This window comes from Methylobacterium sp. DB0501 (genome assembly GCF_011043735.1).
Classification (GTDB): domain Bacteria; phylum Pseudomonadota; class Alphaproteobacteria; order Rhizobiales; family Beijerinckiaceae; genus Methylobacterium; species Methylobacterium alsaeris.
In genome coordinates this window covers 23,711-45,319 of the sequence record NZ_JAAKGV010000029.1, presented here as the reverse complement: position 1 = coordinate 45,319, position 21,609 = coordinate 23,711, and the positions used below count along the sequence as shown (strand labels likewise).

Annotated in this window: 24 protein-coding genes and 1 pseudogene; 19 read left to right on the top strand and 6 right to left on the bottom strand. The window is 63.8% G+C overall.

From position 1 onward, the window contains the following. Positions 1 to 200 precede the first annotated feature (200 nt). Complete coding sequence (locus tag G4G93_RS31040; protein WP_165090783.1) at positions 201 to 437, bottom strand: helix-turn-helix transcriptional regulator; 237 nt, start codon at positions 435 to 437, stop codon at positions 201 to 203. Positions 438 to 549: 112 nt separating this feature from the next. On the opposite strand from G4G93_RS31040, the gene G4G93_RS31035 reads away from it, so the two are divergent. The 8 genes and pseudogenes from G4G93_RS31035 (at position 550) to G4G93_RS31005 (ending at position 10,444) form a co-directional block, all read left to right on the top strand. After that, positions 550 to 1,440 (top strand): 3'-5' exonuclease, encoded by an 891-nt coding sequence (locus G4G93_RS31035; RefSeq protein ID WP_165090781.1) that lies wholly within the window; start codon positions 550 to 552, stop codon positions 1,438 to 1,440. An 809-nt stretch (positions 1,441 to 2,249) separates the two neighbouring features. Next, on the top strand, positions 2,250 to 2,615 hold the full coding sequence (locus G4G93_RS31030; protein WP_165090778.1) for a hypothetical protein: 366 nt from the start codon (positions 2,250 to 2,252) through the stop codon (positions 2,613 to 2,615). Positions 2,616 to 2,909: 294 nt separating this feature from the next. Then, complete coding sequence (locus G4G93_RS31025) at positions 2,910 to 3,605, top strand: hypothetical protein (protein ID WP_165090776.1); 696 nt, start codon at positions 2,910 to 2,912, stop codon at positions 3,603 to 3,605. After that, positions 3,602 to 5,890, top strand: a complete 2,289-nt coding sequence (locus G4G93_RS31020) for a Mu transposase C-terminal domain-containing protein (RefSeq protein WP_165090773.1) — start codon at positions 3,602 to 3,604, stop codon at positions 5,888 to 5,890. The genes G4G93_RS31025 and G4G93_RS31020 overlap by 4 nt, the downstream gene beginning before the upstream one ends. Next, entirely contained in the window at positions 5,883 to 6,968 is a 1,086-nt protein-coding gene (locus G4G93_RS31015; protein ID WP_165090770.1) for an ATP-binding protein, read from the top strand. The genes G4G93_RS31020 and G4G93_RS31015 overlap by 8 nt, the downstream gene beginning before the upstream one ends. Further along, positions 6,965 to 7,330: pseudogene (locus tag G4G93_RS36265) on the top strand (hypothetical protein); the annotation flags it as partial. The gene G4G93_RS31015 and the pseudogene G4G93_RS36265, both read left to right, overlap by 4 nt. Positions 7,331 to 7,498: 168 nt before the next feature. Continuing rightward, the gene (locus G4G93_RS31010; protein ID WP_246737142.1) at positions 7,499 to 8,803 is read left to right on the top strand and encodes a hypothetical protein; all 1,305 of its coding nucleotides are present in this window, start codon (positions 7,499 to 7,501) and stop codon (positions 8,801 to 8,803) included. A gap of 330 nt (positions 8,804 to 9,133) precedes the next feature. Next, positions 9,134 to 10,444, top strand: coding sequence for an integrase (locus G4G93_RS31005; RefSeq protein WP_165090767.1), 1,311 nt, complete (start codon positions 9,134 to 9,136; stop codon positions 10,442 to 10,444). Here G4G93_RS31005 and G4G93_RS31000 read toward each other — a convergent pair. From G4G93_RS31000 to G4G93_RS30980, 5 genes are all read right to left on the bottom strand, one after another. Beyond that, positions 10,408 to 10,668 (bottom strand): hypothetical protein, encoded by a 261-nt coding sequence (locus tag G4G93_RS31000; RefSeq protein WP_165090765.1) that lies wholly within the window; start codon positions 10,666 to 10,668, stop codon positions 10,408 to 10,410. The genes G4G93_RS31005 and G4G93_RS31000 overlap by 37 nt on opposite strands. Positions 10,669 to 10,686: 18 nt before the next feature. Then, positions 10,687 to 11,082 (bottom strand): helix-turn-helix transcriptional regulator, encoded by a 396-nt coding sequence (locus G4G93_RS30995; RefSeq protein ID WP_312892302.1) that lies wholly within the window; start codon positions 11,080 to 11,082, stop codon positions 10,687 to 10,689. Then, positions 11,079 to 11,309 (bottom strand): hypothetical protein, encoded by a 231-nt coding sequence (locus G4G93_RS30990; RefSeq protein WP_165090763.1) that lies wholly within the window; start codon positions 11,307 to 11,309, stop codon positions 11,079 to 11,081. The genes G4G93_RS30995 and G4G93_RS30990 overlap by 4 nt, the downstream gene beginning before the upstream one ends. Continuing rightward, entirely contained in the window at positions 11,306 to 11,635 is a 330-nt protein-coding gene (locus tag G4G93_RS30985; protein ID WP_165090760.1) for a hypothetical protein, read from the bottom strand. The genes G4G93_RS30990 and G4G93_RS30985 overlap by 4 nt, the downstream gene beginning before the upstream one ends. A gap of 198 nt (positions 11,636 to 11,833) precedes the next feature. Next, positions 11,834 to 12,406 carry a helix-turn-helix domain-containing protein gene (locus tag G4G93_RS30980; RefSeq protein ID WP_165090758.1) on the bottom strand — a complete coding sequence of 191 codons (573 nt, stop codon included), beginning with the start codon at positions 12,404 to 12,406 and terminating at the stop codon, positions 11,834 to 11,836. A gap of 362 nt (positions 12,407 to 12,768) precedes the next feature. Between G4G93_RS30980 and G4G93_RS36525 the strand changes: the two genes are divergently transcribed. From G4G93_RS36525 to G4G93_RS30925, 11 genes are all read left to right on the top strand, one after another. Further along, positions 12,769 to 13,437 (top strand): hypothetical protein, encoded by a 669-nt coding sequence (locus tag G4G93_RS36525; RefSeq protein ID WP_165090755.1) that lies wholly within the window; start codon positions 12,769 to 12,771, stop codon positions 13,435 to 13,437. Continuing rightward, the gene (locus tag G4G93_RS30970) at positions 13,434 to 13,577 is read left to right on the top strand and encodes a hypothetical protein (protein ID WP_165090752.1); all 144 of its coding nucleotides are present in this window, start codon (positions 13,434 to 13,436) and stop codon (positions 13,575 to 13,577) included. The genes G4G93_RS36525 and G4G93_RS30970 overlap by 4 nt, the downstream gene beginning before the upstream one ends. After that, the gene (locus G4G93_RS30965; RefSeq protein WP_165090749.1) at positions 13,577 to 13,771 is read left to right on the top strand and encodes a hypothetical protein; all 195 of its coding nucleotides are present in this window, start codon (positions 13,577 to 13,579) and stop codon (positions 13,769 to 13,771) included. The genes G4G93_RS30970 and G4G93_RS30965 overlap by 1 nt, the downstream gene beginning before the upstream one ends. A 384-nt stretch (positions 13,772 to 14,155) precedes the next feature. Next, complete coding sequence (locus G4G93_RS30960) at positions 14,156 to 15,118, top strand: helix-turn-helix domain-containing protein (RefSeq protein ID WP_165090746.1); 963 nt, start codon at positions 14,156 to 14,158, stop codon at positions 15,116 to 15,118. 351 nt (positions 15,119 to 15,469) lie between these two features. After that, positions 15,470 to 16,918, top strand: a complete 1,449-nt coding sequence (locus G4G93_RS30955) for an ATP-binding protein (RefSeq protein WP_165090744.1) — start codon at positions 15,470 to 15,472, stop codon at positions 16,916 to 16,918. 513 nt (positions 16,919 to 17,431) lie between these two features. After that, positions 17,432 to 17,842 (top strand): hypothetical protein, encoded by a 411-nt coding sequence (locus G4G93_RS30950; protein WP_165090742.1) that lies wholly within the window; start codon positions 17,432 to 17,434, stop codon positions 17,840 to 17,842. 87 nt (positions 17,843 to 17,929) lie between these two features. After that, positions 17,930 to 18,769 carry a hypothetical protein gene (locus tag G4G93_RS30945; protein WP_165090739.1) on the top strand — a complete coding sequence of 280 codons (840 nt, stop codon included), beginning with the start codon at positions 17,930 to 17,932 and terminating at the stop codon, positions 18,767 to 18,769. Positions 18,770 to 18,878: 109 nt separating this feature from the next. Continuing rightward, entirely contained in the window at positions 18,879 to 19,793 is a 915-nt protein-coding gene (locus G4G93_RS30940) for a LysR family transcriptional regulator (RefSeq protein WP_165090737.1), read from the top strand. Positions 19,794 to 19,929: 136 nt separating this feature from the next. Continuing rightward, positions 19,930 to 20,685 (top strand): glucose 1-dehydrogenase, encoded by a 756-nt coding sequence (locus G4G93_RS30935; RefSeq protein WP_165090735.1) that lies wholly within the window; start codon positions 19,930 to 19,932, stop codon positions 20,683 to 20,685. A gap of 34 nt (positions 20,686 to 20,719) precedes the next feature. Beyond that, positions 20,720 to 21,118 carry a cupin domain-containing protein gene (locus G4G93_RS30930; RefSeq protein ID WP_165090733.1) on the top strand — a complete coding sequence of 133 codons (399 nt, stop codon included), beginning with the start codon at positions 20,720 to 20,722 and terminating at the stop codon, positions 21,116 to 21,118. 129 nt (positions 21,119 to 21,247) lie between these two features. Then, positions 21,248 to 21,538 carry a hypothetical protein gene (locus G4G93_RS30925; RefSeq protein WP_165090731.1) on the top strand — a complete coding sequence of 97 codons (291 nt, stop codon included), beginning with the start codon at positions 21,248 to 21,250 and terminating at the stop codon, positions 21,536 to 21,538. The last annotated feature ends 71 nt before the right edge of the window (positions 21,539 to 21,609 follow it).

The window sequence follows — 21,609 nt, the reverse complement described above, 5'->3', positions numbered from 1 at the left end:
CACGCGAGTGGCCGGCCTTGCTCCAGCCCATGCTGATCATGGGCACACATGAAAGGGGTGGTGCCGCTATAGATCGATATGGTGGGCCCAAGACACCGATAGCCGAATGCCAGCGACGAGTGTTGCACCGCATAATATTTCAGATCAAAACTTCGGATGGCCGGGCCTTTGACGGCGAATTTCGTGTCCGCGGATAAAGGTTATTTACCGATATTCGAAGTTAGAACAATTCCTTTCGCACCATCTTCGCGCACGATTTCCTCGACGCCTCCTGCACGCAAAGCCTCGACCAGACGTACCATCGTCTTCGGATGCGGTGTCTGCGTTCCCGCTTCATACCGCGCGACGACCAAGCGCTGCACGCCCGCGCGCTCAGCGAGGTCTGGCTGCGACCATCCTAACGCAGCGCGTGCGGCTTTGATCAGCCGCCTATCCATGAGGCTTCTCCCGATCACGAAAACGTGATCGATCAAAAACGATATCCTGTGTATCGTTTTCCCCAAAGGTATTTATCTTACGCTTGTCCTTCCCCAAAGGAGAGCAAGCCAAGTGCTTGACATCGATCCTGAAATCGTCGCGTCCGCACTCGAACGGCATGGTGATTATCGCGTCCTCCGACGTCATAGACCTCGTCGTAACTTCGGCATCGCGGCTCCAGGCGAGGAAATCCGACACGGCCTCATTATCGACCTCGAAACCACGGGCCTCGATCCTGACTACCACGAAATCATCGAAGTCGGATTGCTCCCGTTCACTTATACTGTTGACGGCCGCCTGATCGAAGCCGGGACGCCATATGGTTCGTTTCAGCAGCCGTTCGGGCCGATCTTGCCCGAGATCACGCGCCTGACGGGGATCGAGCCCAGCATGGTCGAGGGGCATATGATCGACCGATCTCAAGTCGAGGCGATCGTCGACGAGGCCGACTTCGTCATCGCGCACAACGCGGGGTTCGACCGTAGATTTGCCGAAGATCTTTGTCCGATGCTCGCGCAAAAACCCTGGGGATGCTCATTAACCCAAATCCCGTGGGCGGCAGAGGGCATGGGTAGCAAGCTCAGCTACATTGCGTCCGATTTTGGTATGATCTACAGCGCTCATCGCGCCGTCGACGACTGCCAGGCGACGCTCGAGATACTGTCTCGGCCGCTGCCTCAGTCCGGAAGGACTGGCTACGAGTACTTACTTGAGATTGCTTTCGATCCGACATACCGTATCAAAGCCGTTCGCACACCGTACGAGAGCAAAAATATCCTTAAATCTCGGCGTTATCGGTGGGACGACGGGAGTAAATCTCAGACGAAATGCTGGTACAAAGACGTACCGGAAGCCGACGTTGCAAGCGAACTCGCTTGGCTGCGGCTCGAGGTCTACCGCTACGAAGCCGACATACCGATCGTGCCGATTTCGCCGTACGACCGGTTCTCCTGCCGCGCTTGATGCGCGGGGCCGATGATCGCGCGACCTCGCTCCTAGTGCACTAACGCGGACGAACGCATCACGCCCGCTCTCGCCAACCGCTTGCAAATGCACCGGAAATCGCAACGAGCTATGTACGTTTTGAAGGCGTCAGTGCCCTAGTGCGCTGACACCGACAAACGAGCCACGTGGTCGCTCGCTAACCACCTGTAACCACGAACGAATTTCTGTTGCGTGATGTACCTTTTGAAGGCGTCAGTGCACTAGCCGTGGTGCCGTTTTCCTCTTGCGAGTGCTTCGCGCTTCTCGCCGTCGTTCAACGCCTTCTTCAAGTCCGACTAGTGCTCAAGAACTGATGTAGACGAAGTTGAACGTTGATGCGATGTCATCTTCGCAGTTCTTGGCTGCGCTGCGCTGAAAAGGCAAGCATCGCGCGGAATCCCTGTCGAAAGATTCTTTCGGCGAGTCTCTTTAAAACTTACACATGGCGTTCTATGATTCTCGCCGTGAGCGGAGGATCCCCGATGACGTGACACAAGCAAGAAAGCGCCCAAGCGGGCGCTTGGACGCTTTCGAGATAAGTCGGCTATCTTACTGTCCTGCAAGATACCAAGATAGCCTGCTGGATGATCCTACTGGCCCGACGGTTGTCGGCTCATTGGGCTCTCCATCCATGGATTCTGCCACGAGAGGACTCGGCTCACAAGCCCCTCCTTGCAGATGACCCTCGACTTATTGGCGTCTCCCACCTCGCTCCGGCTGCATAGCAGCCGGGGTGATGCATCCACGGCCGCACTACCGCATCGTGGCGTAAGGAGCCTGATATGCACATGCTTAGTTTCGCTGCTTCAATCCATGCCAGTCGTGTTATTGCGATCAATCATTCGGAAAGTTCACTCAGTCTTGCAAGCAGAACAGAAATCACTCTTTATCTTGGTACCGAGTTGCCTCTGCTGAAACTGGAAGATGGCCCGTTCGAATTCGATTGTGAATTGACGGACGGTTCCATCATTCGATATTTTTTTCCATTTAAAGGTCATCTCACAGACAGTCGTATAATTTATATTGCCGTCGAAGACAAAGATTATGCCGTAAATAGCAATCTAGATTATTATTTGATGGCAATACAACAGCAAATGCGACTCGCTGGCAAAGAAGATGTTCTGCTGATGACGCAGCGCGGGCTCAACGATTGAACGCGGGAGAAATGCGCAATTGTAAGGCGCATCGATCAAATGCCTGATCTTCAGTGACTATGACTGCTTCGAGCGGTTCGTCGCGTTGAACGGCCGCGCCTTAGATGATGTCGTCGCGACTCCGCTCGTGTGAGGTTATTTCCTCTACAAGATCGAGTTGAATCCTTCGATCATCAAACGTATAATTGTAACTTACGATCAATCATAAACAACTTGCGCTTTTGCAGAGTTATACCGCTTGCGCAAACAGCGGGTGCATCTGTGGAGCGTCATAATTTCGAGGAGATATGACTGATGAAAGCGGCAGTACAATCGTCGGATCATTGGCGCTCCCCTGCTGAGAGCATTGCAGATAGGCTGCCAACCAAATTTAGATCGAAGGCATCTACTCAAGGTATTTTGATTGCCCAGAACAACGGAACTCGGCAAATTTTCTTTGAAAGCCTTGGCGAGTATCGTTTGTTGTCCGTCCTGCTTGCGCGACGCGACATCGTCGACGTGCGTGAACAACAAGAAGCTGTCTATCGCGACGATGACGGTGTCGTTCGCCGGCATTATTTCGATTTCGTTGTCACATTTGTGGACGGCACGCGGAAGGCTCTGGCTTATAAGCCGAGCGATCGCGCGCTCAAGCTAGGATTCATGGAGTTTCTGAGCGACCTCGCTACGAGAATCTCACCGGAAGTCGCGGACGAGATCGTTCTTGTATCTGAACGTGATCTACCGCGTGACGCAGTCCATAACGCGGTTCTCTTTCACGACTGCCGGCGCGATCCGCCGAATCCTGCTGATGCTGCGGTTATCTCCGTACTGTCGAATATCGTTGGAGAGTTAAGCATTGGCGATCTCCGGGACGCGACCGGCCTCGGGGGTGACGGTTATCGCGCGATCGTACGGCTCATCGGGTCCGGGCAGCTCATTGTGCAGGGCAATGCGCGAATCACGAGCGGCACCCTCGTCCGGGCAGCTGACCGGGAGGACGCGCGATGACCGATTGCTCATTCATGGTCCCTCGGTACCGATTGGACCCGGCTGATCGTATTATCCTGGGAGGCGGACAGATACTGACATGCAAGGGCCTGACTAAGACCGGTTACCTTCTGCAGCCTGTCGGCACCGACCTCACCGACCATGTCACCTTCGAACAGTTCGATGAGGCCCGGCAACATCCAGACTTCCGTCAGGATCCCCAGTTCTACACCGAGCCTCGCTCGCGCGCCCGCGCGCGCACGCTCATCGAGAGCAATGACGAGATCCCGGCTGAAGAGCTCTCGGAGGTGCGCTGGAGGGAAGCCTGTGTGCGCGCCTACCAGGACGAAGCTGCCAAGGATCGTCGAAACCCTCCGCCGGTAGGCGAGCAAAGGGTCAATCGAACCATGGCCGGTTTCGACGAGGCGATTAGGCGCGCCGGACCGCAGTTGATGCAGCTCGATTATGCCAAGAAACCCGCGGCTAAGGAGGCGGCGCAGACGCGTCCGTCCCTAACCAGGTCCGGCAAGCGTCGGAAAGTTCGCGCGGGCCGGACGGTGGTCCTCCGCGCGCTGCCTGGCGCGAAGACCTTGCAGCGCTGGCTTCTGGCCTATGAGGAGGCCGGTTGCCAGGCGTGGGGCGTGCGACAGTGCCATTGCAATAGCGGCAATCATGAGCCCCGGTTCACCGCCGACGAGCACGCGATGATGATGGAGGCGGTGTACGCCTATCTCGACGAAAATCGCTACTCTTTCGACCGGTGCTACAAGGATTACGAGGATGCCCTCGCCGCGGAGAATGACCAGCGTGCGGTGAAGGGGCAGCCGCCGCTGCGAAAAATCGGTGCCTCGACGTACCGCGCCAGGGTCAAGCGCATCCCGCGCTTCCATCGAGATCGCGCTCGTCACGGGCTTGAGTACGCCATTCGTACGAACAGTAGCGTCCGGCGGAAGTTCGACGTCACTCGCATCGGCGAGCGCGTCGAGATCGACGGCTGCAAGGTGTCGCTGATCCATATGGCCGTCGAGAGCGGCCTGTGGGCGAAGATGACGGCCGAGCAGCAGAGGCTGGTGCCGAAAGAGCGCTGGATTCTTCTTCGAGCGATCGACGTCGCATCGAAATGCACCCTAGCGGAGGTACTCACCCCGACCGAAACGACCAAGGCCGCAGCCGTCCTCCTGCGGATGATGCTCAGCGATAAAACCTCAATCGCCGCGGCTATGGGGGCCAAGACGCCGTGGGACTACGCTTGCGTCCCGCACTCGATCGCGACTGACGGTGGTACCGCATTCCGTTCCGACCGATTCCGGCAAATGCTCGCCGACCTCGGCATCGTGTTCGTCGCACCCCAGGTCGGTCAGCCAAATAAGCGCGCCCACGTGGAACGCTCGTTCGGCACCACCCGGACGCAATTCCTTCAGCACTTCACTGGTCAAACATTCGCCAATGTGACTGACAAGGGAGATTATGACCCGGGCAAGAACGCCAGCCTCTTCGTCGACGAACTGGCTCGTGCGCTCGTACTCTATGACGTCGATATCTACCACAATACCCCTCACGAGGGCCTCTACGGTGAGACGCCTCGGGACTGTTGGCAGCGCTTGATGCGCGAGAGCGGTTGCTCTCGAGTGACGCCCGGCGCGCATCAGCAGCGCGCGGTCTTCGGGATCCACCTGAACCGTAAGCTCGGCAAAAGGGGCATCCGAATCCTCGGTCTGCACTACCAGTCCGTCGACCTCGCGGCGCTTCTCGCGAAAGAGGGCGAGATCGATCTCCCCGTGCGGGTCGATCCCGATGACCTCGGCTGGATTTCGATCCAGATCGCGGGCGTATGGAAGACCATTCCCTGTGCAACCTTCGGCCTTCAGGGGGCCTCGATCCAGGCGTGGTTGGGCGTGGTTGAGGACCAGCGGCGGCGGTACGACATCGCAGCCGCAGCGAGCCGACCGATCATCGCTGACGCCCTTCGGCAGATCCGGGCTATCGCGGCCGCCGCAGAGCGCCGCTTCACTATCGCGCCGCACACGTACGACGCCGACGCAATCTCCCGGGCAGAAGCTGAGATGCTGCGTGGGTTCGACATCCCCGAGGAACGGGCGCTGAAGAATGCCCCGGCGGGCGGCGATCCGCTGGCGCAGGGCATTCCGATTACCGGCCCGACGATCCAGCAAACCGAGCCGTCGGCTTCACCTCGTCGACAGCGTCCTGATCCCGAGCCGCCTCCCACCGTGCCACCCTCGGATGGGGATGGGGACAGCAGTGGCGAGGATGACAGCGCCTGGACCATGGAGACGCCCGATGCGTGACGACATCGTCAGTCCTCTCGATCACTTTCGAAGCGTGGCGACCGGAGAACAGTGCCAGCGGATCGAGATCATGCAACGGGTGCGCGGGACGTACTTTCGTCACCCAAAGCACGAAGAAGTCGCCGACCACGTCGATGAACTACTCGAGCATCTTCTGGAACACACAGACTCGCGGGTGGAGTACGGCAGCGAGGAAGCTTCAGGGATCGCCGTGATCGGCGAATCCGGCGCTGGCAAGAGTACCATGCTGCGTCGGATCTTCCTTGAGCATCCGGCCTTCCCGCATTACGGCGTCATCGGATCTCGCTGCCCCCTCGTGACGGTTAAGCCGGAGGGGGCCTGCACGCTCGATCGTTTCGCGATCGACACCCTCCGCAAGCTGGGAATGCCGGTGCAGGACGTCCCCCGTCAGGAGCAGCGCCTGGCGCATATGGTACGGGGCCAGCTGCGTCTTATGGGTGCAAAGATCCTGCACATCGACGAAGCGCATCACATCACGCAGCCCGCCAACTCGGTTCAGATTAAAAAGATCCTCAACACGTTCAAATGTTTGATGATCGATGATGAGTGGCCGATTGGACTGATCTTGTCTGGGATCCCGGAACTCAGGCAGGTTCTCGAAGGGGAGCGGCAAGTTGCTCGTCGGCTAGCCTTCGTGCCGCTGGCGGGACTGACCGTCGCGTCCGATGCTCGCAATGTCGGTAAGATCGTCCAGCAACTTGCCGGTCTCGCTAAGCTCGGGATCTCGGCGGTCCACGCGGATGCCCTTGCACCGCGTACGATTCACGCCGGTGGCTATCAGCTTGGATGCGCGATCGAGCGGATCCACGAAGCGATCAGGGTCCGGCTCAAGCGCAATCTGCGTCGTCTTCCGACGGATATGCCTTCGCCTGACCCGTTGACCTTGGACGATTTCGCCACGGCCTATGCCCGAAAAACAGGCGTCGAGGCCGAAGATAATCCGTTTCTCGTGCACGACTGGGAGGCGACCGACCCGTTCAGGGTTCTGAACGGGCCGAAGCGGATCGATGGGGAGGATGATCGCCCCTCCGCGCGGTCGACGAAGAAGAGAGGATGAGCTATGGCACGGCTCCATCCCTTCGTCCCGCTCTTACCCGGCGAGGCCGTCACTGGCTTCTGTTCACGGCTGGCGGTGATCCACAAAACAACCTCGGTTCGGACGTTCCTCCGCTATCTCGGTCGGAAGTTCTCCCCGATTGTGTCCGGTCAGCGACGGCACTCGACGATCTCGCCGATTTGACGGGTATCCCTTCCGCGGAGATCACGCACAGCAGTTCGATCCGTTCCAACGGTTACGTCACGCATCGCGGAGAGCTCCTCCCACTAAGGATGTCTCGACGCACACGCACGTTTGTCTGTCCTCGATGCCTGGCAGAAGATGCAGCGCATTCGCGGTGGGCCCTAATCGAGGCATGCTACGGACGTACCATCTGGCAACTGATACCTATCCGCGCCTGCCCTCGTCACCACATACTCCTTCGCGAAATCGGCGGTCCTGTTCACGCGAACGAGGCCTACGACTTCTCGCGGGTAATCTGGCCTCACCTCGGCCGGATGGGGGAATACGCTGATTCCACAAAAGAGGTCATGCCGTCGGCCGCGGAAGCCTATCTGGTTTCTCGTTTCGAGGAGCGACGTGAGGTTTCGCCGTTGCTCGACAAGATGCCATGGTACGCAGCCGCACGGACGTGCGAGGCGGTAGGGGCTGCGGCGTTGTTCGGTCCTGCCGTCGCGCTCGGGAACTTAACGCTGAGCGAACAGAGGGAGGCGGCCGATACTGGCTTTCAGATCATCGACGGAGGCGAGCCGGTCGTGTTGCGCTTCCTCGATGAACTCATGCGCAAGCATTACACCCGCGGAGGGCTCCATGAGGGCCCTGGGGCCATGTACGGCATACTGAATCACCTCCTCACGCGCCCTGGCGTCGATCCAGGCTACGCGCCACTGCGGGATCTTGTGTTCAAACATGCGCTCGACGTCGTGCCCTTCGGACCGGGCGATGTCGTCGTCGGACTCCCGGTAGTCCGCCGTCGTACCCACTCGTTACCAACCGCCGCTGCTGAGGCTGGACAGCATCCCAATCGCCTTCGCAAGATTCTGGTCGCCGAGGGGGTCATTCCCTCAGATGCCCCGCGCCGGAATGCGGATGTGATCTTCGATGCTGCCATCGCAGCACCGGTTCTGGGACGCGCCACAAAGCTCTTTAGTCTCCGCACGATGGCGGAGTATCTTCATACGACTTACTCCTACGCAATCATGCTGACGACGAACGGCTTCATCGAGCCCTTCAAGAGCGACATGGTCGAAGAGAAGGTTATCCGGGCCCGGTACGCGAAGGCCGATGTCGACGCCTTCATGGTCAAGCTCTCCGAGGGGGGTGTCATCCGTCCACGGCCGGAACGGCCATTCATGGACATCCCTCGTGCGACCAAACGCAGTTACTGCCCAACGCCAGATATCATCAGAATGATCCTGAATCGCCAGCTTTGCTGGGTCGGCGTGGATCCCGACAAGGCCGGCTTCCACGCGATTCTGGTCAACGCCGATGAAATCCTCGAGCGAGTTCGCGGTCCAGACCACAACGGCTACACCACACAGGCCCTCCGGATCCGATTGGGGGTGCATCAGCGGGTGGTCGACGGGCTCCTTGCCCGCGGATACCTTCCTCGAGTTGCAGCGATCAATCCTGTGAACCGGTGCCCAAACCTGATCGTCCTACCGGACGTAGTCGACACCTTCGAGCGAACCTACGTCTCCCTTTGCGAGCTCGCCGCTCAATGGGAAACGAACGCGTTCAAGCTCAAGAAAGATCTCGATCGCCGCGGTGTAGAACCGGCGATACGAAGAGACCAAGTTGGTGCAACTTTCTACCTAAGAAAAACGCTCCTCTAGGCTTTTATACAAATACCGGAACCCAAGCCTTGGCGCGAGCCAAGGCATTTTCTTTGGAGTGGAGTCAGATACCGATTTTAAAAGGGCCTACTTTATGCTCGGATAAGAGCCAACTTATGGTCTTAAATCTGACCGCAAAAGGCCAAGGCGAAAAATAAAAACGTGAGATATCAATGCGATAGGCCTGCCATCTGGACAAACTATGGTGTTCGTCACGCCCTTGGCAAGCAAGCATCTGAAATCCCTTACAATTTGATGGTTCGCGTTGTCCTGACCATGGGTTAGCGTGTATCATCCTGCGCAACGCTCTGTGTAACGTGGCGCAGCGGGATGGCGGATTATCTGACCAACCGGGACGGCATCTGGTACCTCGTGCGGCGCGTGCCGGACACCGTCGCGGCGTTCGATCGGCGCGTGATCGTGCGCCAGACCACGAAGGTCCGCGTCGCCGACGATCCGCGGGGCGCCAAGGCGCGGCGAGTAGTCGATGCGCTCAACGCCGACCTCGAGACCTATTGGCACGGGCTGCTCGCCGGCCAGTCGCAGGATGCGCAGGAGCGGTACGACGCGGCGCGCAAGCGGGCCCGCGGCTTCGGCTTCGATTACCGCCTGGCGCCGAGCCTCGCCGAGCTGCCGGACGACGAGCTGCTCGCGCGCATCCGCACCATCATGGCCCAGCCCCGCACTGCCGAGGCCGCCGCCGTTGCGGCCGTGCTCGGGGGCGAGGCGCCGGCCCCGCTGCGGCTCTCGACGCTGTTTGCCGAGTTCGAGCGCCTCTCGGCCGCCGCCAACCGCGACCTCTCCCCGGACCAGCTGCGCAAGTGGCGCAATCCGAAGCTGCGGGCCATCGCCAACCTCGTCGACGTCATCGGCGACCGGCCGCTGGAGGAGGTGACCCGGGCGCAGGCCCTCGATTTCCGCGACTGGTGGCAGAAGCGGGTCCTGGCCGAGGGGATCGAGATCGCCACCGCCAACAAGGATTTCGGCCACCTCAACACCATGTTCAAGGCCATCGAGCGGGCGCACCGGCTCGGCCTCGGGCCGGTCTTCGGCGAGATGCGGATCGGCGGCGAGGTGCAGGGCCAGCGCACCGCCTTCCCGGCCGCCTGGGTGCAGGACCGGCTCCTGGCCGAGGACGCCCTCGACGGGCTCAACGACGAGGCCCGCCGCCTGATCTACCTGATCGCCGAAACCGGCCTGCGGCTCTCCGAAGCCGCGAACCTGACGGCGGCGACGATCCGCCTGGACGATCCGGTGCCGCATGTCCGCGTGCGTCCGGACAGCCGGCGGATGAAGACCGAGCAATCGGCACGGGACATTCCCCTGGTCGGGGTGGCCCTGCTGGCGATGCGGGCGCAGCCGGACGGGTTTCCGCGCTACCGCGACAAGGCTCCCCAGCTCTCGGCCCTGGTCAACAAGGTGCTGCGCGGGCGCGACCTGCTGCCGGGCCCGGGCTACAGCCTCTATTCGCTGCGCCACACTTTCGAGGACCGGCTCACCGCCGTCGAGGCGCCCGAGAAGGTGATGGCGGCGCTGATGGGTCACAAGTACCACCGGCCGCGCTACGGCACCGGGCCGAGCCTCGCGCAGAAGCAGGAATGGCTTCAGCGGATCGCCTTCAGGTCGCCGTCGCGGGTGTAGGTCTCCAGGATGCGCCGGGCGCGGTCGCGGGGCCGCTCGGCATGCAGGGCGGCCTCGTAGCGGCGCTCGACCTCCTCGAGGACCGGGGCGTAGACGTCGCCGTAGCTCTCGACCACCGAGGCCATGAAGACCAGGGCCTCGCGCCAATGCTCCGCCGTGATCGGGTCGGGCACCAGGTCGCGCCAGCGCGCGGATGGCATGTGGGCCGGGCGCCGCCTAGGCACGAGCTGCCTCCCCCACCCTCATGGGCGAGCCTCGGAATGCGGCTCCGCGGCGGGCCGAATGAAGGCGAGGAGCGCGTGCCGTCGCTCCTCCGGCATCGCCGCATAGAGATGCAGCAGCTCAAGGGCGCCGGGGGCGCCGAGAAGCTGCCCGATCCGGTCCTCGCCCTGCGCGTCCGGGTCGCCGTAGAGGCGCGTCACCGGCACCTCGAGCTTGGTGGCGATGATCGCCAGCGCGGCGCTGCTGATCCGGTTCGTCCCCTTCTCGTACTTCTGCACCTGCTGGAAGGTGACGCCGACCGCCTGGCCGAGCTCGGTCTGGGAGAGGCCCTTCGCCTTGCGGAAGGCGGCGACGCGGGCGCCGACCAGCACATCCATGGGCGTGACGCGCCGGGCGTCGGGATTGCGCCGGATCACGGCCGCCGCCCGGGCAGCGTGACGAGGGCGGCGATTGCGAAGACGAGGCTGGCCGGATCGACGCGGCAGGGCAGCACCTCGCCCTCGAACCGCACCCGCAGCTGCGCGCCGAGGCCCGGCACCGCCGGGGCGATGCGGCCGAGCCGGCCGGTCGGGGTGTGGCGGACCCGGGCGCCGACGACGGAAGGGGCGCCGGGGTGGGTCTGCCGGACGAGGTCGTAGCTCACGGCCGCTCCCTCCCGCTGGCGGGGTGCGCCGCCACATCCGCCAGATGGCTGAGGCGCTGCGCGATCGCTCTGCGCTCCGGGCCGAGCTGGTCGGTGGCGATGAGCCCGGCGAGGGTGTCGAGGGCGGCGTGCGCCGCGTCCCGCGCCTCCTCGTGGACGGAGCGCTCGCGGCCGGGGCCGAGGGCCAGGAGCACGAAGGGCGGCTTGCCGCTCGGGCCGCGCAGGGCGGCCATGGCTTTCACGAGTGCGCCGGCGCTGCAGAACGGCAGGGCGATCTGGGCGTAGATCAACTCGTTGGGTTCGCCGATCTGGAGATCGGCAAACACGCCGGAAACTCCGAGATGCGCTGGCGAGGAGCGTGGCGGGGGAGCTGGAGAGCGCGTCATGATGGCGTGTCCACCGATGGAGCGCGCAAGATCCACCCATATTGGGCGGAAGGTCAATCCCATTCTGGGTGGTTTTAGCTGATTGGCTGGAAGCGATCAGCCGAACGCCCTCGCCCCACGCGCGACGGCTCCTTCGTCCTACCTAGGCTTGATCCACTCGATCTTCGAGGACCAAAGGATCGTCACCCCACGCCGCGGCTCGTGCCCGAGCGATACGATATCGTATGTTCCACGCTCGCGGCCGTGATACGCGCGTCTGATCACAACTTCCGCCGGGGACAACGCGATCACGCAGAGATCGCCGACCCACTCGTCCGGCAGCCCTTCATGCCGCTGGCCGTGGTAAACATACCATCTTTCCTCTGCGACACCTGGCAATGCGTCACCATCCGCAACCAACAATGCCACCGTATCCAAGCTGGCATCGAAGGGGGAAGGGGCAACCGCGCGCTTTGATGCGTCTTCGCCAAAAAGTTTTACGACGCCTCCACGGAGAACCTCCCCCACTACGTAGGTTTCTACGCGAGAGCTAATCACCTCACTCTCGGGCACCTGATATATCTGGGCGGCCCGGCTGATACGCTCCAGGGTGAGTCGACGATCGCCGTTCTCGATCTTCTCGTACCCGCTCTTGGATAGGCCCATGGCGTTCGCGGCGGCTTCTACCGTCCAGCCGCGGCGCTCTCGTAGTGTCTTGAGGTTGTTGCCCATGGGTCGAACCATGGTGCAGGCGCGAACCGTCGTCCCCTCCCAATTCGTGATCTGGTCGCTTGACATATCCGCCCAAAATGGGTGGTTATGGTTAAGGCAGGTGACCATGAAGCTTGCAGATTGGATGCGTCGCGAGGGCTTGAGCCTTCAGCAGGTTGCGGATGGCGTGAGCGCGCGCCTTCCAAGGGGTCAGACATGCTCGATCCACGCTGTCGATAAGTGGAGAGGCGGCAGCCGCATCCCGCGTCCGGCGCGTATGCGAGCACTCAACGAGCTGTCGAAAGGCGCGGTCACAGCCAATGACTTCGCTGAGGCTGCCGCGCGTCGCCTTTCGGAACCGATGCTTGGTGCCAGGGACTGAGATGTCCGACTCCCTCACCTGCCTCGAACTGCACGCCGCCATTCTCGGCGTGGCGGCTTGCCAGAAGGTCCGCCGGGTCGCTGCGGCGGCCGTCGGCGGTGCGGTCGCCCGCGCCACCGCGGTTCCGGCCGGGATCGTGGAGTGCCTGCCCGATCTCCCGGCCTTCCTCGCTTCTCTCTCCCCCCATGGCGCCTCCCCGCCTGCCGGACCCGATCCGGATGCGGCCTCGACGCAGACAGCGTCGGAGATCGCCGTGGGACATTCTTCCGAAAGCAAAGGCCAAACCTGGCCGCAAAGCTGGTCGCTCTGGGAGCGCCAGATCGACGCCGCCGGCATGGTGCGCTGGCTCAAGGCCCGCTACCCGGCCAAGACGGCGGCCTGCGTCGCCGCCGACCTGAACGTGCCGCTCGACACCGTGACCAAATGGCTGGCGCGGGAGAATTTGCCGAACGGGCGCACGCTGGTCCTGATGATCTGCGTCTACGGCCCGGAATTCCTGGCGGCACTCCTGCGCGACCCGCCGGACTGGCTGGACCTGGCGGCCAACGAGGCGGACCAGGCGCGCCTGATGGCGCAGCTCGCCACCCTGCGGGCCGAGCTGGACCGGCGCGAGGCGGAGGCGCCGCGGCGCGGCTGGTGGTTCGGCCGGGCGGCGGAGGGCGCGCCGTGACCCGGCCTCCGCATGATGGCTGGCGCCGGATCGGCTTCGCGCTCCTCGGGGCCTGGCTGGTGAAGGCCGGCGCCCTTGCGGCCGCGGCGGCGAAGGCCTGCAACCAGGCGGCCCGCCGTCCGCCGGAGGGCCGGCGCTGATGGCCCCGCGCCGGCCCGCCTCCCCGTCGATCATCGTGACCTGCCTGTGCGGCGCCCTGGCGACCGTCCGGAGCGAGGCCGGGCGCTGGTTCTGCGCCGATCACGTGCCGCGGCGTGACACGCCGCCGGACACTCGCCCGTCCAAAGCCCCGGCGCGCCGCGAGCCGGCGCAACGCGACCTGTTCCGGCCATGACCGTGCGGTGCGGCCTCTCCCGCACGGCTCGCACCCGGACTCCGACTCCCTTCCGGTCTCCCCTGCGCCCGCCTGATCGCCCAGGTGGCGGCCGAGCCCGTGCGCTCCGCCTGCCACCCATCCGCGGCCCGCCCCTGCCCGACCCTCCCCGCTCTTCCTGACCGTGCCCGTGCCGCGCCTCCCTTCGGGGAGCGCGCGGGCGTGCGCCCCCGTCCCGCCGCGGCGCGAGCCGTTTCGGCGCAGGGCGGAGCCTTGCCGGAAGAGCCCTCCCCCGATTCGCCGCCCGTCCGCTGCGCGCCCCTGCTCGCGCGGCGTCGGGTCTTTGCGCGCCCGGATCCGGACAGGATTCGCGGCGCAACGCTCCCCCTTTGCCGGTTTCCCGCCATGAGCGTGCAGGCTATCGCCTACGTCATTTCCCAGCGCATCGAGGATGCCGGCGCCAAGCTGGTGGCGATGGTGCTCGCCAACTACGTCGACGCCCGCACCGGCCTCGCCTTCCCGACGATCCGGTCGCTGGCCGAGGATGCGAGCCAGAGCGAGCGCACGGTGCAGCGCAAGCTCAAGGAGCTGTCCGACCTCGGGCTGATCACGATCCGCAAGGGGATGTGCCCGCGGACCGGGCGGCAGCGGGCCAACCACTACCTGCTGCACCTGCCGGGTGTGGTGCCGCCGAGGGGTGACACGGGTGCCGCCTCGCCGCCCGAGGCACCCGCGAGGGGTGACAGCGTGACACCCCACGATCCGGATGAGGGGTGTCAGCCTGTCACCGGGGAGGGTGACAGCGTTGTCACCCCCGAGGGTGACACTGCTGTCACCCCTCTAAAGGAATCCGTCATAGGAACCGTCAGAAGGGGAACCCCCCAACCCCCCGTGACCGGGGGGCCTGCGGACGGGCCGAATCCGATTTCGGGGAAAGACCCGCCGTCGGCCGAGGCGGATCGCTTCCCCGCCCTGCTCGCCGCCTACCCGGAGCGCGGCCGGGCCTGGGCGAACCAGGCCGAGGCGCGGCGGCTGTTCGCGGCGTTGAGCCCAGCCGAGCAGGCCCAGGCGATCGCCGCGGCCGGCGCCTATGCGGCGCATTGCCGGGCGCATCCGGCCGGGACCCCGAAATACCTGCATTCCTGGTTGCGCAATGGGGTGTTTCGCAACCACGCGCCGGTTGCGCCCTCCCCGGTTGCGACGGTGTCACGGTCGGTGTTCGTGCCGGTGGGCTCGCCGGGCTGGGAGGCCTGGAGCCGCCACCTGCGCCAGCACGGCCGGCCGGTGCCGGCGCCGGTGCGCTCGGATACGGCGAAGGCTGAGGGGTGGTGGTTTCCGGCGGCGGTGCCGCCGGAGGTGCGGGTGTGAAGGGGATGCGTGGCGGGAGCTTCTACCTTCCCGTCGGGCTGTTTCCTGGGCCCATGATTTTATGGGTACGCAAGAAACCGTGCTACCAAAGAAGCGTCGCGGTCCGGCCCCTAATGGGCAGGGCACGCCTGTGCAGGTCCGCCTGCAACCGGAGCAGCTCGCGCCCCTCGATGCCTGGATCGCAGGACGACCCAACCCGACGCCGTCACGACGAGAGGCCATCCGATACGCCGTGATGGACTGGTTTAGAGAGCAAGGGTATGTGCGACATCAGGAGGAGTCGGAGGAGTCGGAGGGGTCGAACGGTATATCATGACGCAAATAAAATCAGATCATTTGAAGGGTCATATTATGACGGAGCGTTCGATCGCTCTAGTTGATGATTTGCGAAAGCTTCCTGCCGAGACTACATGGGTTGAATTCAAAGAAAATAATATCGATCCAAATGCAATGGGTGTTCGGATTTCGGCGCTATCTAACAGCGCACGATTGGCTGACAAGCACATGGCATACATGTTGTGGGGAATTGCTGATGACTCGCATGACGTCGTTGGCGCACAATTTGAACCAAGCAAAGAGGCTCATCAGCGCCAGCCTCTGGAATTTTGGCTCGCGCAGAGAATTCGTCCGAGTGTTGATTTTCAATTTAAATCTATAGAGCACCCGCAAGGGCGTGTCGTCGTTCTTGAAATCCCTGCCGCAACGACGGCCCCCGTCGAATTTGATAGAACAGCTTATATTCGCATCGGAAGTGCCACCCCGAGACTTGCCGATCATTCTGATAAACAGAAGGCGCTTTGGACGAAGCTCCAGCCGTTTGCCTGGGAAGGCGGTATTGCGGCCGAGTATGTTAGTAGTGACCAAGTTTTAGATCTGATTGATTATCCGTCGTATTTCGATCTGACCAAATTTCCTTTGCCGGATAATAGAGCGGGAATATTCGATCGGCTTGCGCATGACAAGCTTATAGCCGCTGACGTCGGCGGAAATTGGAACATTTTGAACCTGGGCGCGATATTGTTCGCAAAAGATTTAAGCCAATTTGAGCGCCTTGGCCGTAAGGCCGTGCGTGTTGTTGTCTACAATGGCAACAGCAGAGCAGACGCCATTACCAATAGAAGGGACGGGCAGCTTGGATATGCAAATGGATTTAAGGGTATAATATCTTATATCTCAGGATTATTGCCAAAAAATGAGTATATTGGGCAAGCATTCCGAGAAGAAAGAGCAATGTATCCTGATATCGCCATACGAGAGCTTGTCGCAAACGCTCTAATCCATCAAGATCTCACGATTACTGGCGCCGGACCTACGGTAGAAATATTTACAGACCGCATTGAGATAACGAATCCTGGAATTCCTCTCATAGAGCCTATAAGATTTATAGATCTTCCGCCGCGGTCAAGAAATGAAGCCCTGGCATCCCTCATGCGCCGGATGCGGATTTGTGAAAAGCAGGGGAGCGGCGTCGACAAAGTTATAAATGCAGCAGAAATATTCCAGCTGCCACCGCCTGATTTTCGTATTGACGGAGATAATACGAAGGTAATTCTTTATGCCCATAGATCGTTTGCCGAAATGACTGGAGCGGAAAGAATTCGAGCGTGCTATCAACATGCTGCACTTAAGTTTTTAACTGGCGGCAAGCTGACTAATAGTTCGTTGAGAGAGCGGCTTGGTATCGCGGATCAGAATGCGGCTCAAGTGTCGCGAATTATCCGTGAAGCGGCTAGGGAGGGGCTCATCAAGCTCTCGGACCCTGACAGCCCGCGCGCTGGATATGTCCCATTTTGGGCTTGATCCGGTTTTGATCCGGTTTTGATTTCTGACCGGCCAAGCTGGTGCGCGATGCAGAAAAATCATTATATAACAATCGCTTATGCCGATGTGACGGTAAATTCGTTCTTGATCCTGTTTTGACTCTCAAGGGCGCGGGGCGGGCTCTGTGGGTCCGCTAGGCAGTCCGTTTAAACGGCACCGAGGGAGCGCTCTCGCTTGGTGGCGATAGTGGCGTTTCAGCACCAGGGCGGACGAGTTCACGGCAACCTGCCAGTCTGCCTGCCACCCAATCCGCCGCCGCAACCAATACCGCAGGTGCATGTACCGGCTGGTGATCGTCCCACCAGTATGCCCGAGCATTGGTCCATGGGGACAGCGTGGTCACGGAGGCGAACTCGCCTGCCGGTCGGCTTGGTACGCATGTTATTGAACCTTCGGTGTGATGGCGCGCTGGGTCGACTAGACCCGGGTCGCCCGTGCGGGTTGTTGAGTGCGCTCCCGCCTACATCCTCGCTGGTGCTCGCCGCCTGACCCATGCCCGCCCCTACTCCCCACATCATCGGCGCGATCGACGTCACTCCCCTCACCCCCGATGAGGTGAAGCTGTGGCTGGTCTACACCGAGCGAGGGGCCGCGACCGATCACCAAGCACGAGTGGCGATCCACAGCACCAACAAGGCGATCCGCTGGCCCGATCTCTACATCAAGGATTACGAGACGCGGCAGTATCTCAAGGCCTGGATCTATTGCGAGGCCCATGCCGAGAGCTTCCGGCAGGTGTGCCATCACCGCCGGGGATGGTCGTATCGCACGGGGTTGCGGCGCGTCGTGGAGGCCATCGAGACGATCACGGTGATGCTCAACTTCGAGCGGGCCGCCGCCGGAGGGGCGGCTTTGGTGCGGGATGGGGGGCTGGCGCCCGTCCGGGTGGAGCCGTCGCCCTGATCCAGTCTGCGACCGCGTGGCGCATTGCCCGTGTCACGGCGGGACATGACGCAGGTGTTGCCCGTTTGTTTCAAGGGGTGGACACCGATGGACTCCGCCGACCGCCTCATCCTCCGGACGCCGCTCTACGCGGCCCGGGATCGCTACGATGGCGGCCGGGCGGTGACGCCGGGCGGTCTGGCTCGGCCGCTTCCGTCGGAGGGCGTGCGCTCCGCCGTCGCCGCCGTCGCGGATCCCTGGCCGGATCCGGCGTGCGATCCCCTCGCCGAGCCCGAGCGGGTCCACGTCACGGTCAACCGCTGCACCGATCTCCTGGAGCGCGAGGCCAGCCACGGCCGGATCAGCCGGGAGGCCTACCTCGTCGGGCGCGTCATCGCCGAGGTGTTCGAGCGCCGGGCCGGCCCGCGCGGCTCGGGCTCGCCGGAGGGCGGCAACCGGGTCGACCACACCGTGGCGCACGAGCTGGCGATCCTGCTCGCCATCGATGACGGCCGGCTGGTCGAGGGGCTGCTGGACAAGCTGCGCGAAGCGATCGGCACGGTGGGGACGCGGTTCCTGCACCAGGTCCTGGCCGAGGGGCGGGATTTCGCCGGCCTCGCCCGCGGGCTCGGCCGCGGCGACGGGCGGGCGGCGGTGGCCGGGGTGGCGCAGCGGTTTCGCGATCTCCTCGAGGACGTGGCGGCGGACTGGCTGGCGCAGCAATCGGGCCAGGGGCGCGAGACGGGCCGGATCGTCGGCTCACCCGCGGCGCCGGCCGCGCCGGGCGAGGCCACGGATGCGGCGGGGTGCCTGGTGCCGGCAGGACAGGCTTACGCGGTCGGCGCCGACCCGGACGGGGCGCTGCGCTGGCAGCCGGCCTGGAAGCGGCAGGCGGCGGAGCGGCAGGCGCAGGCGGCGCTCGCTCGCAGGCGGGGTGCGCGGCGGTGATAGAGCCGAGCCTGACCGGCTGGACTTCGTAGCGCGCGACGGAGAATGGGCGCCTCGGCCCGGACGGTGCGGATTGCCTTCCTGGCCCGCCGCCGCACCTCTTCACCTCATGCCGATCACGCGGACCGACCTCACCGACCTCGCCAGCTTTCTCGCCATCGCGCGCCATCGCAGCTTCCGGCGTGCGGGCCTGGAACTCGGCGTCAGCGCCTCCGCGCTGAGCCATGCCCTTCGGCAGATGGAGGCCCGGTTCGGGGTTCGCCTGATCAACCGCACCAGCCGGAGCGTGACCCTGACCTCGGCCGGCGAAGACCTTCTCGCCGTGCTGGACGCGCCCTTCCTGGCGATCGGCTCCGCGCTCGACGTGCTCAACCGGCACCGGGAGCCGGGCGACGCCGCCGGGCGGATACGCCTTAACGTGCTCGAACATGCGAGCACGCTCCTGCTCGCCCCGGTCCTCCCCCTCTTCCACGCCCGCCATCCGCGGGTCGAGATCGACGTCCGGGTGTCCAACGCCCTGCTCGACGTGGTGGAGGCAGGGGCCGATGCGGGCATCCGGTACGGCGGCACCGTGCCCCAGGACATGATCGCGCAACGCCTGTCGGCCGACCTGCGCTGGGTCGTGGTCGGCGCGCCCGCCTACCTGGACCAGCACGGCACGCCCGACCATCCGCACGCGCTATCGGCCCATCGCTGCCTGCGTATTCGCCTCGGCGACGAGAGCCTCTACCGATGGGAGTTCGAGCGAGGCGGCGCGCCGCTCGCGCTCGACGTGCCCGGCACCGTTACGCTCGACAACACGCAGTTCGCGCTCTCCCTCGCGGCGGCAGGCGGCGGACTGGCCTATCTCCCGGAGCCCTGTGTCGCACCGTCGGTCGCCGCCGGGACGCTGCGGATCGTGCTCGCGGAATGGGCCCCGATGGGCCCCGGCTTCTATCTCTACTATCCCGGACGCCGCCAGCTGCCGACGGGCCTGCGCCTGCTCATCGACCTGATCCGCGAGGTGCGGCCTCTCGGCCAGTAGGGGCTCGTCGGCCCGGCGATGAGCCGGGCTCATCGTTCCGTTGAGGGCCGGGCGGCTGATCGGGATGGTGTGCAGCCACTACGTCGGACGGACCGGCGAGCCGACCGCTCGCCTCCAGCCCAGGCGGACGATCACCATGCCCCAGAGATCCCGGTTCAGCGGAAAGGTCGCCTTCGTCACCGGCGCCGCCAGCGGCATCGGCCGCGCGACCGCCCTCGCCTTCGCGGCCGAGGGCGCGTGCGTCGCCGTCACGGACCGGGCGGAGGCGCCGCTGGACCGGCTGCGAGCCGAGATCGAAACGGCCGGCGGCGAGGTGCTGGCGATCCGCTGCGACGTGTCCCAGCCGGAAGAGGTGGGGGGCGCAGTGGCGCGCACCGTCGCGCGGTTCGGCCGCCTCGATTGCGCCTTCAACAATGCCGGCGTCGAGAACACGGCAGCGCCCGTCCATGAGATCGCCCTCGACGAATGGGACCGGATCCTCGACATCAACCTGCGCGGGACGTTCGTGTGCATGAAGCACGAGATCGCGCAGATGCTGCGGCAGGGCGGTGGGGTCGTCGTCAACACCTCGTCCGGCGCGGGCATTCGGGGTGTCGCAGGCGGTGCGAGCTACGCTGCGTCCAAGCACGCCCTCATCGGTCTCACCCGATCCGCCGCCCTCGACTATGCGAAGGCGCATATCCGGGTGAACGCCGTCCTCCCCGGCAATATCGAGACGCCGATGATGGACCGGTTTACCGACGGCGACATCCAGAAGGCGATCGACCTGGAGCCGGTCGGGCGCCTGGGCAAGCCCGAGGAGATCGCGGAAGCCGTCCTGTGGATGAGCTCGGACCTCGGAGCCTTCGTGACCGGTGCTGCGATCTCGGTCGATGGCGGCTGGTCCCTCTGAGGGCCGAACGCAGCGCAACGGAGGAGTGAGCAGAATGGACATCAGGCGCAGCGGATCGCAGCCGTCCGGCCGGGGGCCGTCGGACTGGTTCACTGGCACCGTGCGGGTCGACCCGCTCTTCACGGCGCCGGACCCGGCGCGGGTCGCCGGGGCGCACGTGACCTTCGAGCCCGGCGCCCGGACGGCCTGGCATACCCACCCGCTCGGCCAGACCCTGATCGTCACCTTCGGCCGGGACCTGGTGCAGCGCGCGGGCGGCCCGATCGAGGAAATCTCGGCCGGTGACGTCGTCTGGTTCGAGCCGGGGGAAAAGCACTGGCACGGCGCGACGGCGACGACGGCCCTGGCGCATATCGCGATCCAGGAGCGGCTGGACGGCATCGCGGTGACGTGGCTGGAGCCCGTCACGGACGAGCAGTACCGAGGCGCCTGAGCCGTTCCCGGTGGCAAGGCGGTCGACAGGCTTGCACTGCCGCAGTGAACGCGGCATCATGCCCAGGTTCGAAGACATGCGCCCGCAGGCTGACCGCCTGGCGGGCGTTTTGCGTTTCTGGAGGTGGTTGTGCTCGATCCCCGCGTGGAGGCGCAGCAGCTCACCACCTTCGCCGATCGCCTCGCCCGCCTCGCGCCCTGCCACCGCGATCCCGAGCGGTTCCACGCCGAGAAGCACGCCCTGGTCGGTGACCTGCGCCGGGCCGCCCGCGAGCTGGAGTTGCTCGCCCGCTCGCAAGCCGCGCTCGGGGCCTCGGGCGGGCCGGCGCCGCGGGGGCCGATCCGCCTCGGCGTGGTGCGGATGGATGGGCGTGTGGTGCCGGTCGAGGCCCGTCGCCGCCGGCTCATGAGGCCGCGATAATGCATACTCAAGAGTATCGGTTTGTGGCGTGGCGCCACAATTCTGATATCCGATAAAACTCAATTATATCA

Bases quoted from the DNA above. Each gene is read 5' to 3' on its own strand.
- G4G93_RS30930 (WP_165090733.1), top strand. From the start codon at position 20,720: ATGGACATCAGGCGCAGCGGATCGCAGCCGTCCGGCCGGGGGCCGTCG.
- G4G93_RS30940 (WP_165090737.1), top strand. From the start codon at position 18,879: ATGCCGATCACGCGGACCGACCTCACCGACCTCGCCAGCTTTCTCGCC.
- G4G93_RS30960 (WP_165090746.1), top strand. From the start codon at position 14,156: ATGAGCGTGCAGGCTATCGCCTACGTCATTTCCCAGCGCATCGAGGAT.
- G4G93_RS31020 (WP_165090773.1), top strand. From the start codon at position 3,602: ATGACCGATTGCTCATTCATGGTCCCTCGGTACCGATTGGACCCGGCT.
- G4G93_RS30965 (WP_165090749.1), top strand. From the start codon at position 13,577: ATGGCCCCGCGCCGGCCCGCCTCCCCGTCGATCATCGTGACCTGCCTG.
- G4G93_RS36525 (WP_165090755.1), top strand. From the start codon at position 12,769: ATGTCCGACTCCCTCACCTGCCTCGAACTGCACGCCGCCATTCTCGGC.
- G4G93_RS31010 (WP_246737142.1), top strand. From the start codon at position 7,499: ATGCCGTCGGCCGCGGAAGCCTATCTGGTTTCTCGTTTCGAGGAGCGA.
- G4G93_RS30955 (WP_165090744.1), top strand. From the start codon at position 15,470: ATGACGGAGCGTTCGATCGCTCTAGTTGATGATTTGCGAAAGCTTCCT.
- G4G93_RS30950 (WP_165090742.1), top strand. From the start codon at position 17,432: ATGCCCGCCCCTACTCCCCACATCATCGGCGCGATCGACGTCACTCCC.
- G4G93_RS31025 (WP_165090776.1), top strand. From the start codon at position 2,910: ATGAAAGCGGCAGTACAATCGTCGGATCATTGGCGCTCCCCTGCTGAG.
- G4G93_RS30980 (WP_165090758.1), bottom strand. From the start codon at position 12,406: ATGGGCAACAACCTCAAGACACTACGAGAGCGCCGCGGCTGGACGGTA.
- G4G93_RS31015 (WP_165090770.1), top strand. From the start codon at position 5,883: ATGCGTGACGACATCGTCAGTCCTCTCGATCACTTTCGAAGCGTGGCG.
- G4G93_RS30935 (WP_165090735.1), top strand. From the start codon at position 19,930: ATGCCCCAGAGATCCCGGTTCAGCGGAAAGGTCGCCTTCGTCACCGGC.
- G4G93_RS31005 (WP_165090767.1), top strand. From the start codon at position 9,134: ATGGCGGATTATCTGACCAACCGGGACGGCATCTGGTACCTCGTGCGG.
- G4G93_RS30945 (WP_165090739.1), top strand. From the start codon at position 17,930: ATGGACTCCGCCGACCGCCTCATCCTCCGGACGCCGCTCTACGCGGCC.
- G4G93_RS31040 (WP_165090783.1), bottom strand. From the start codon at position 437: ATGGATAGGCGGCTGATCAAAGCCGCACGCGCTGCGTTAGGATGGTCG.
- G4G93_RS31030 (WP_165090778.1), top strand. From the start codon at position 2,250: ATGCTTAGTTTCGCTGCTTCAATCCATGCCAGTCGTGTTATTGCGATC.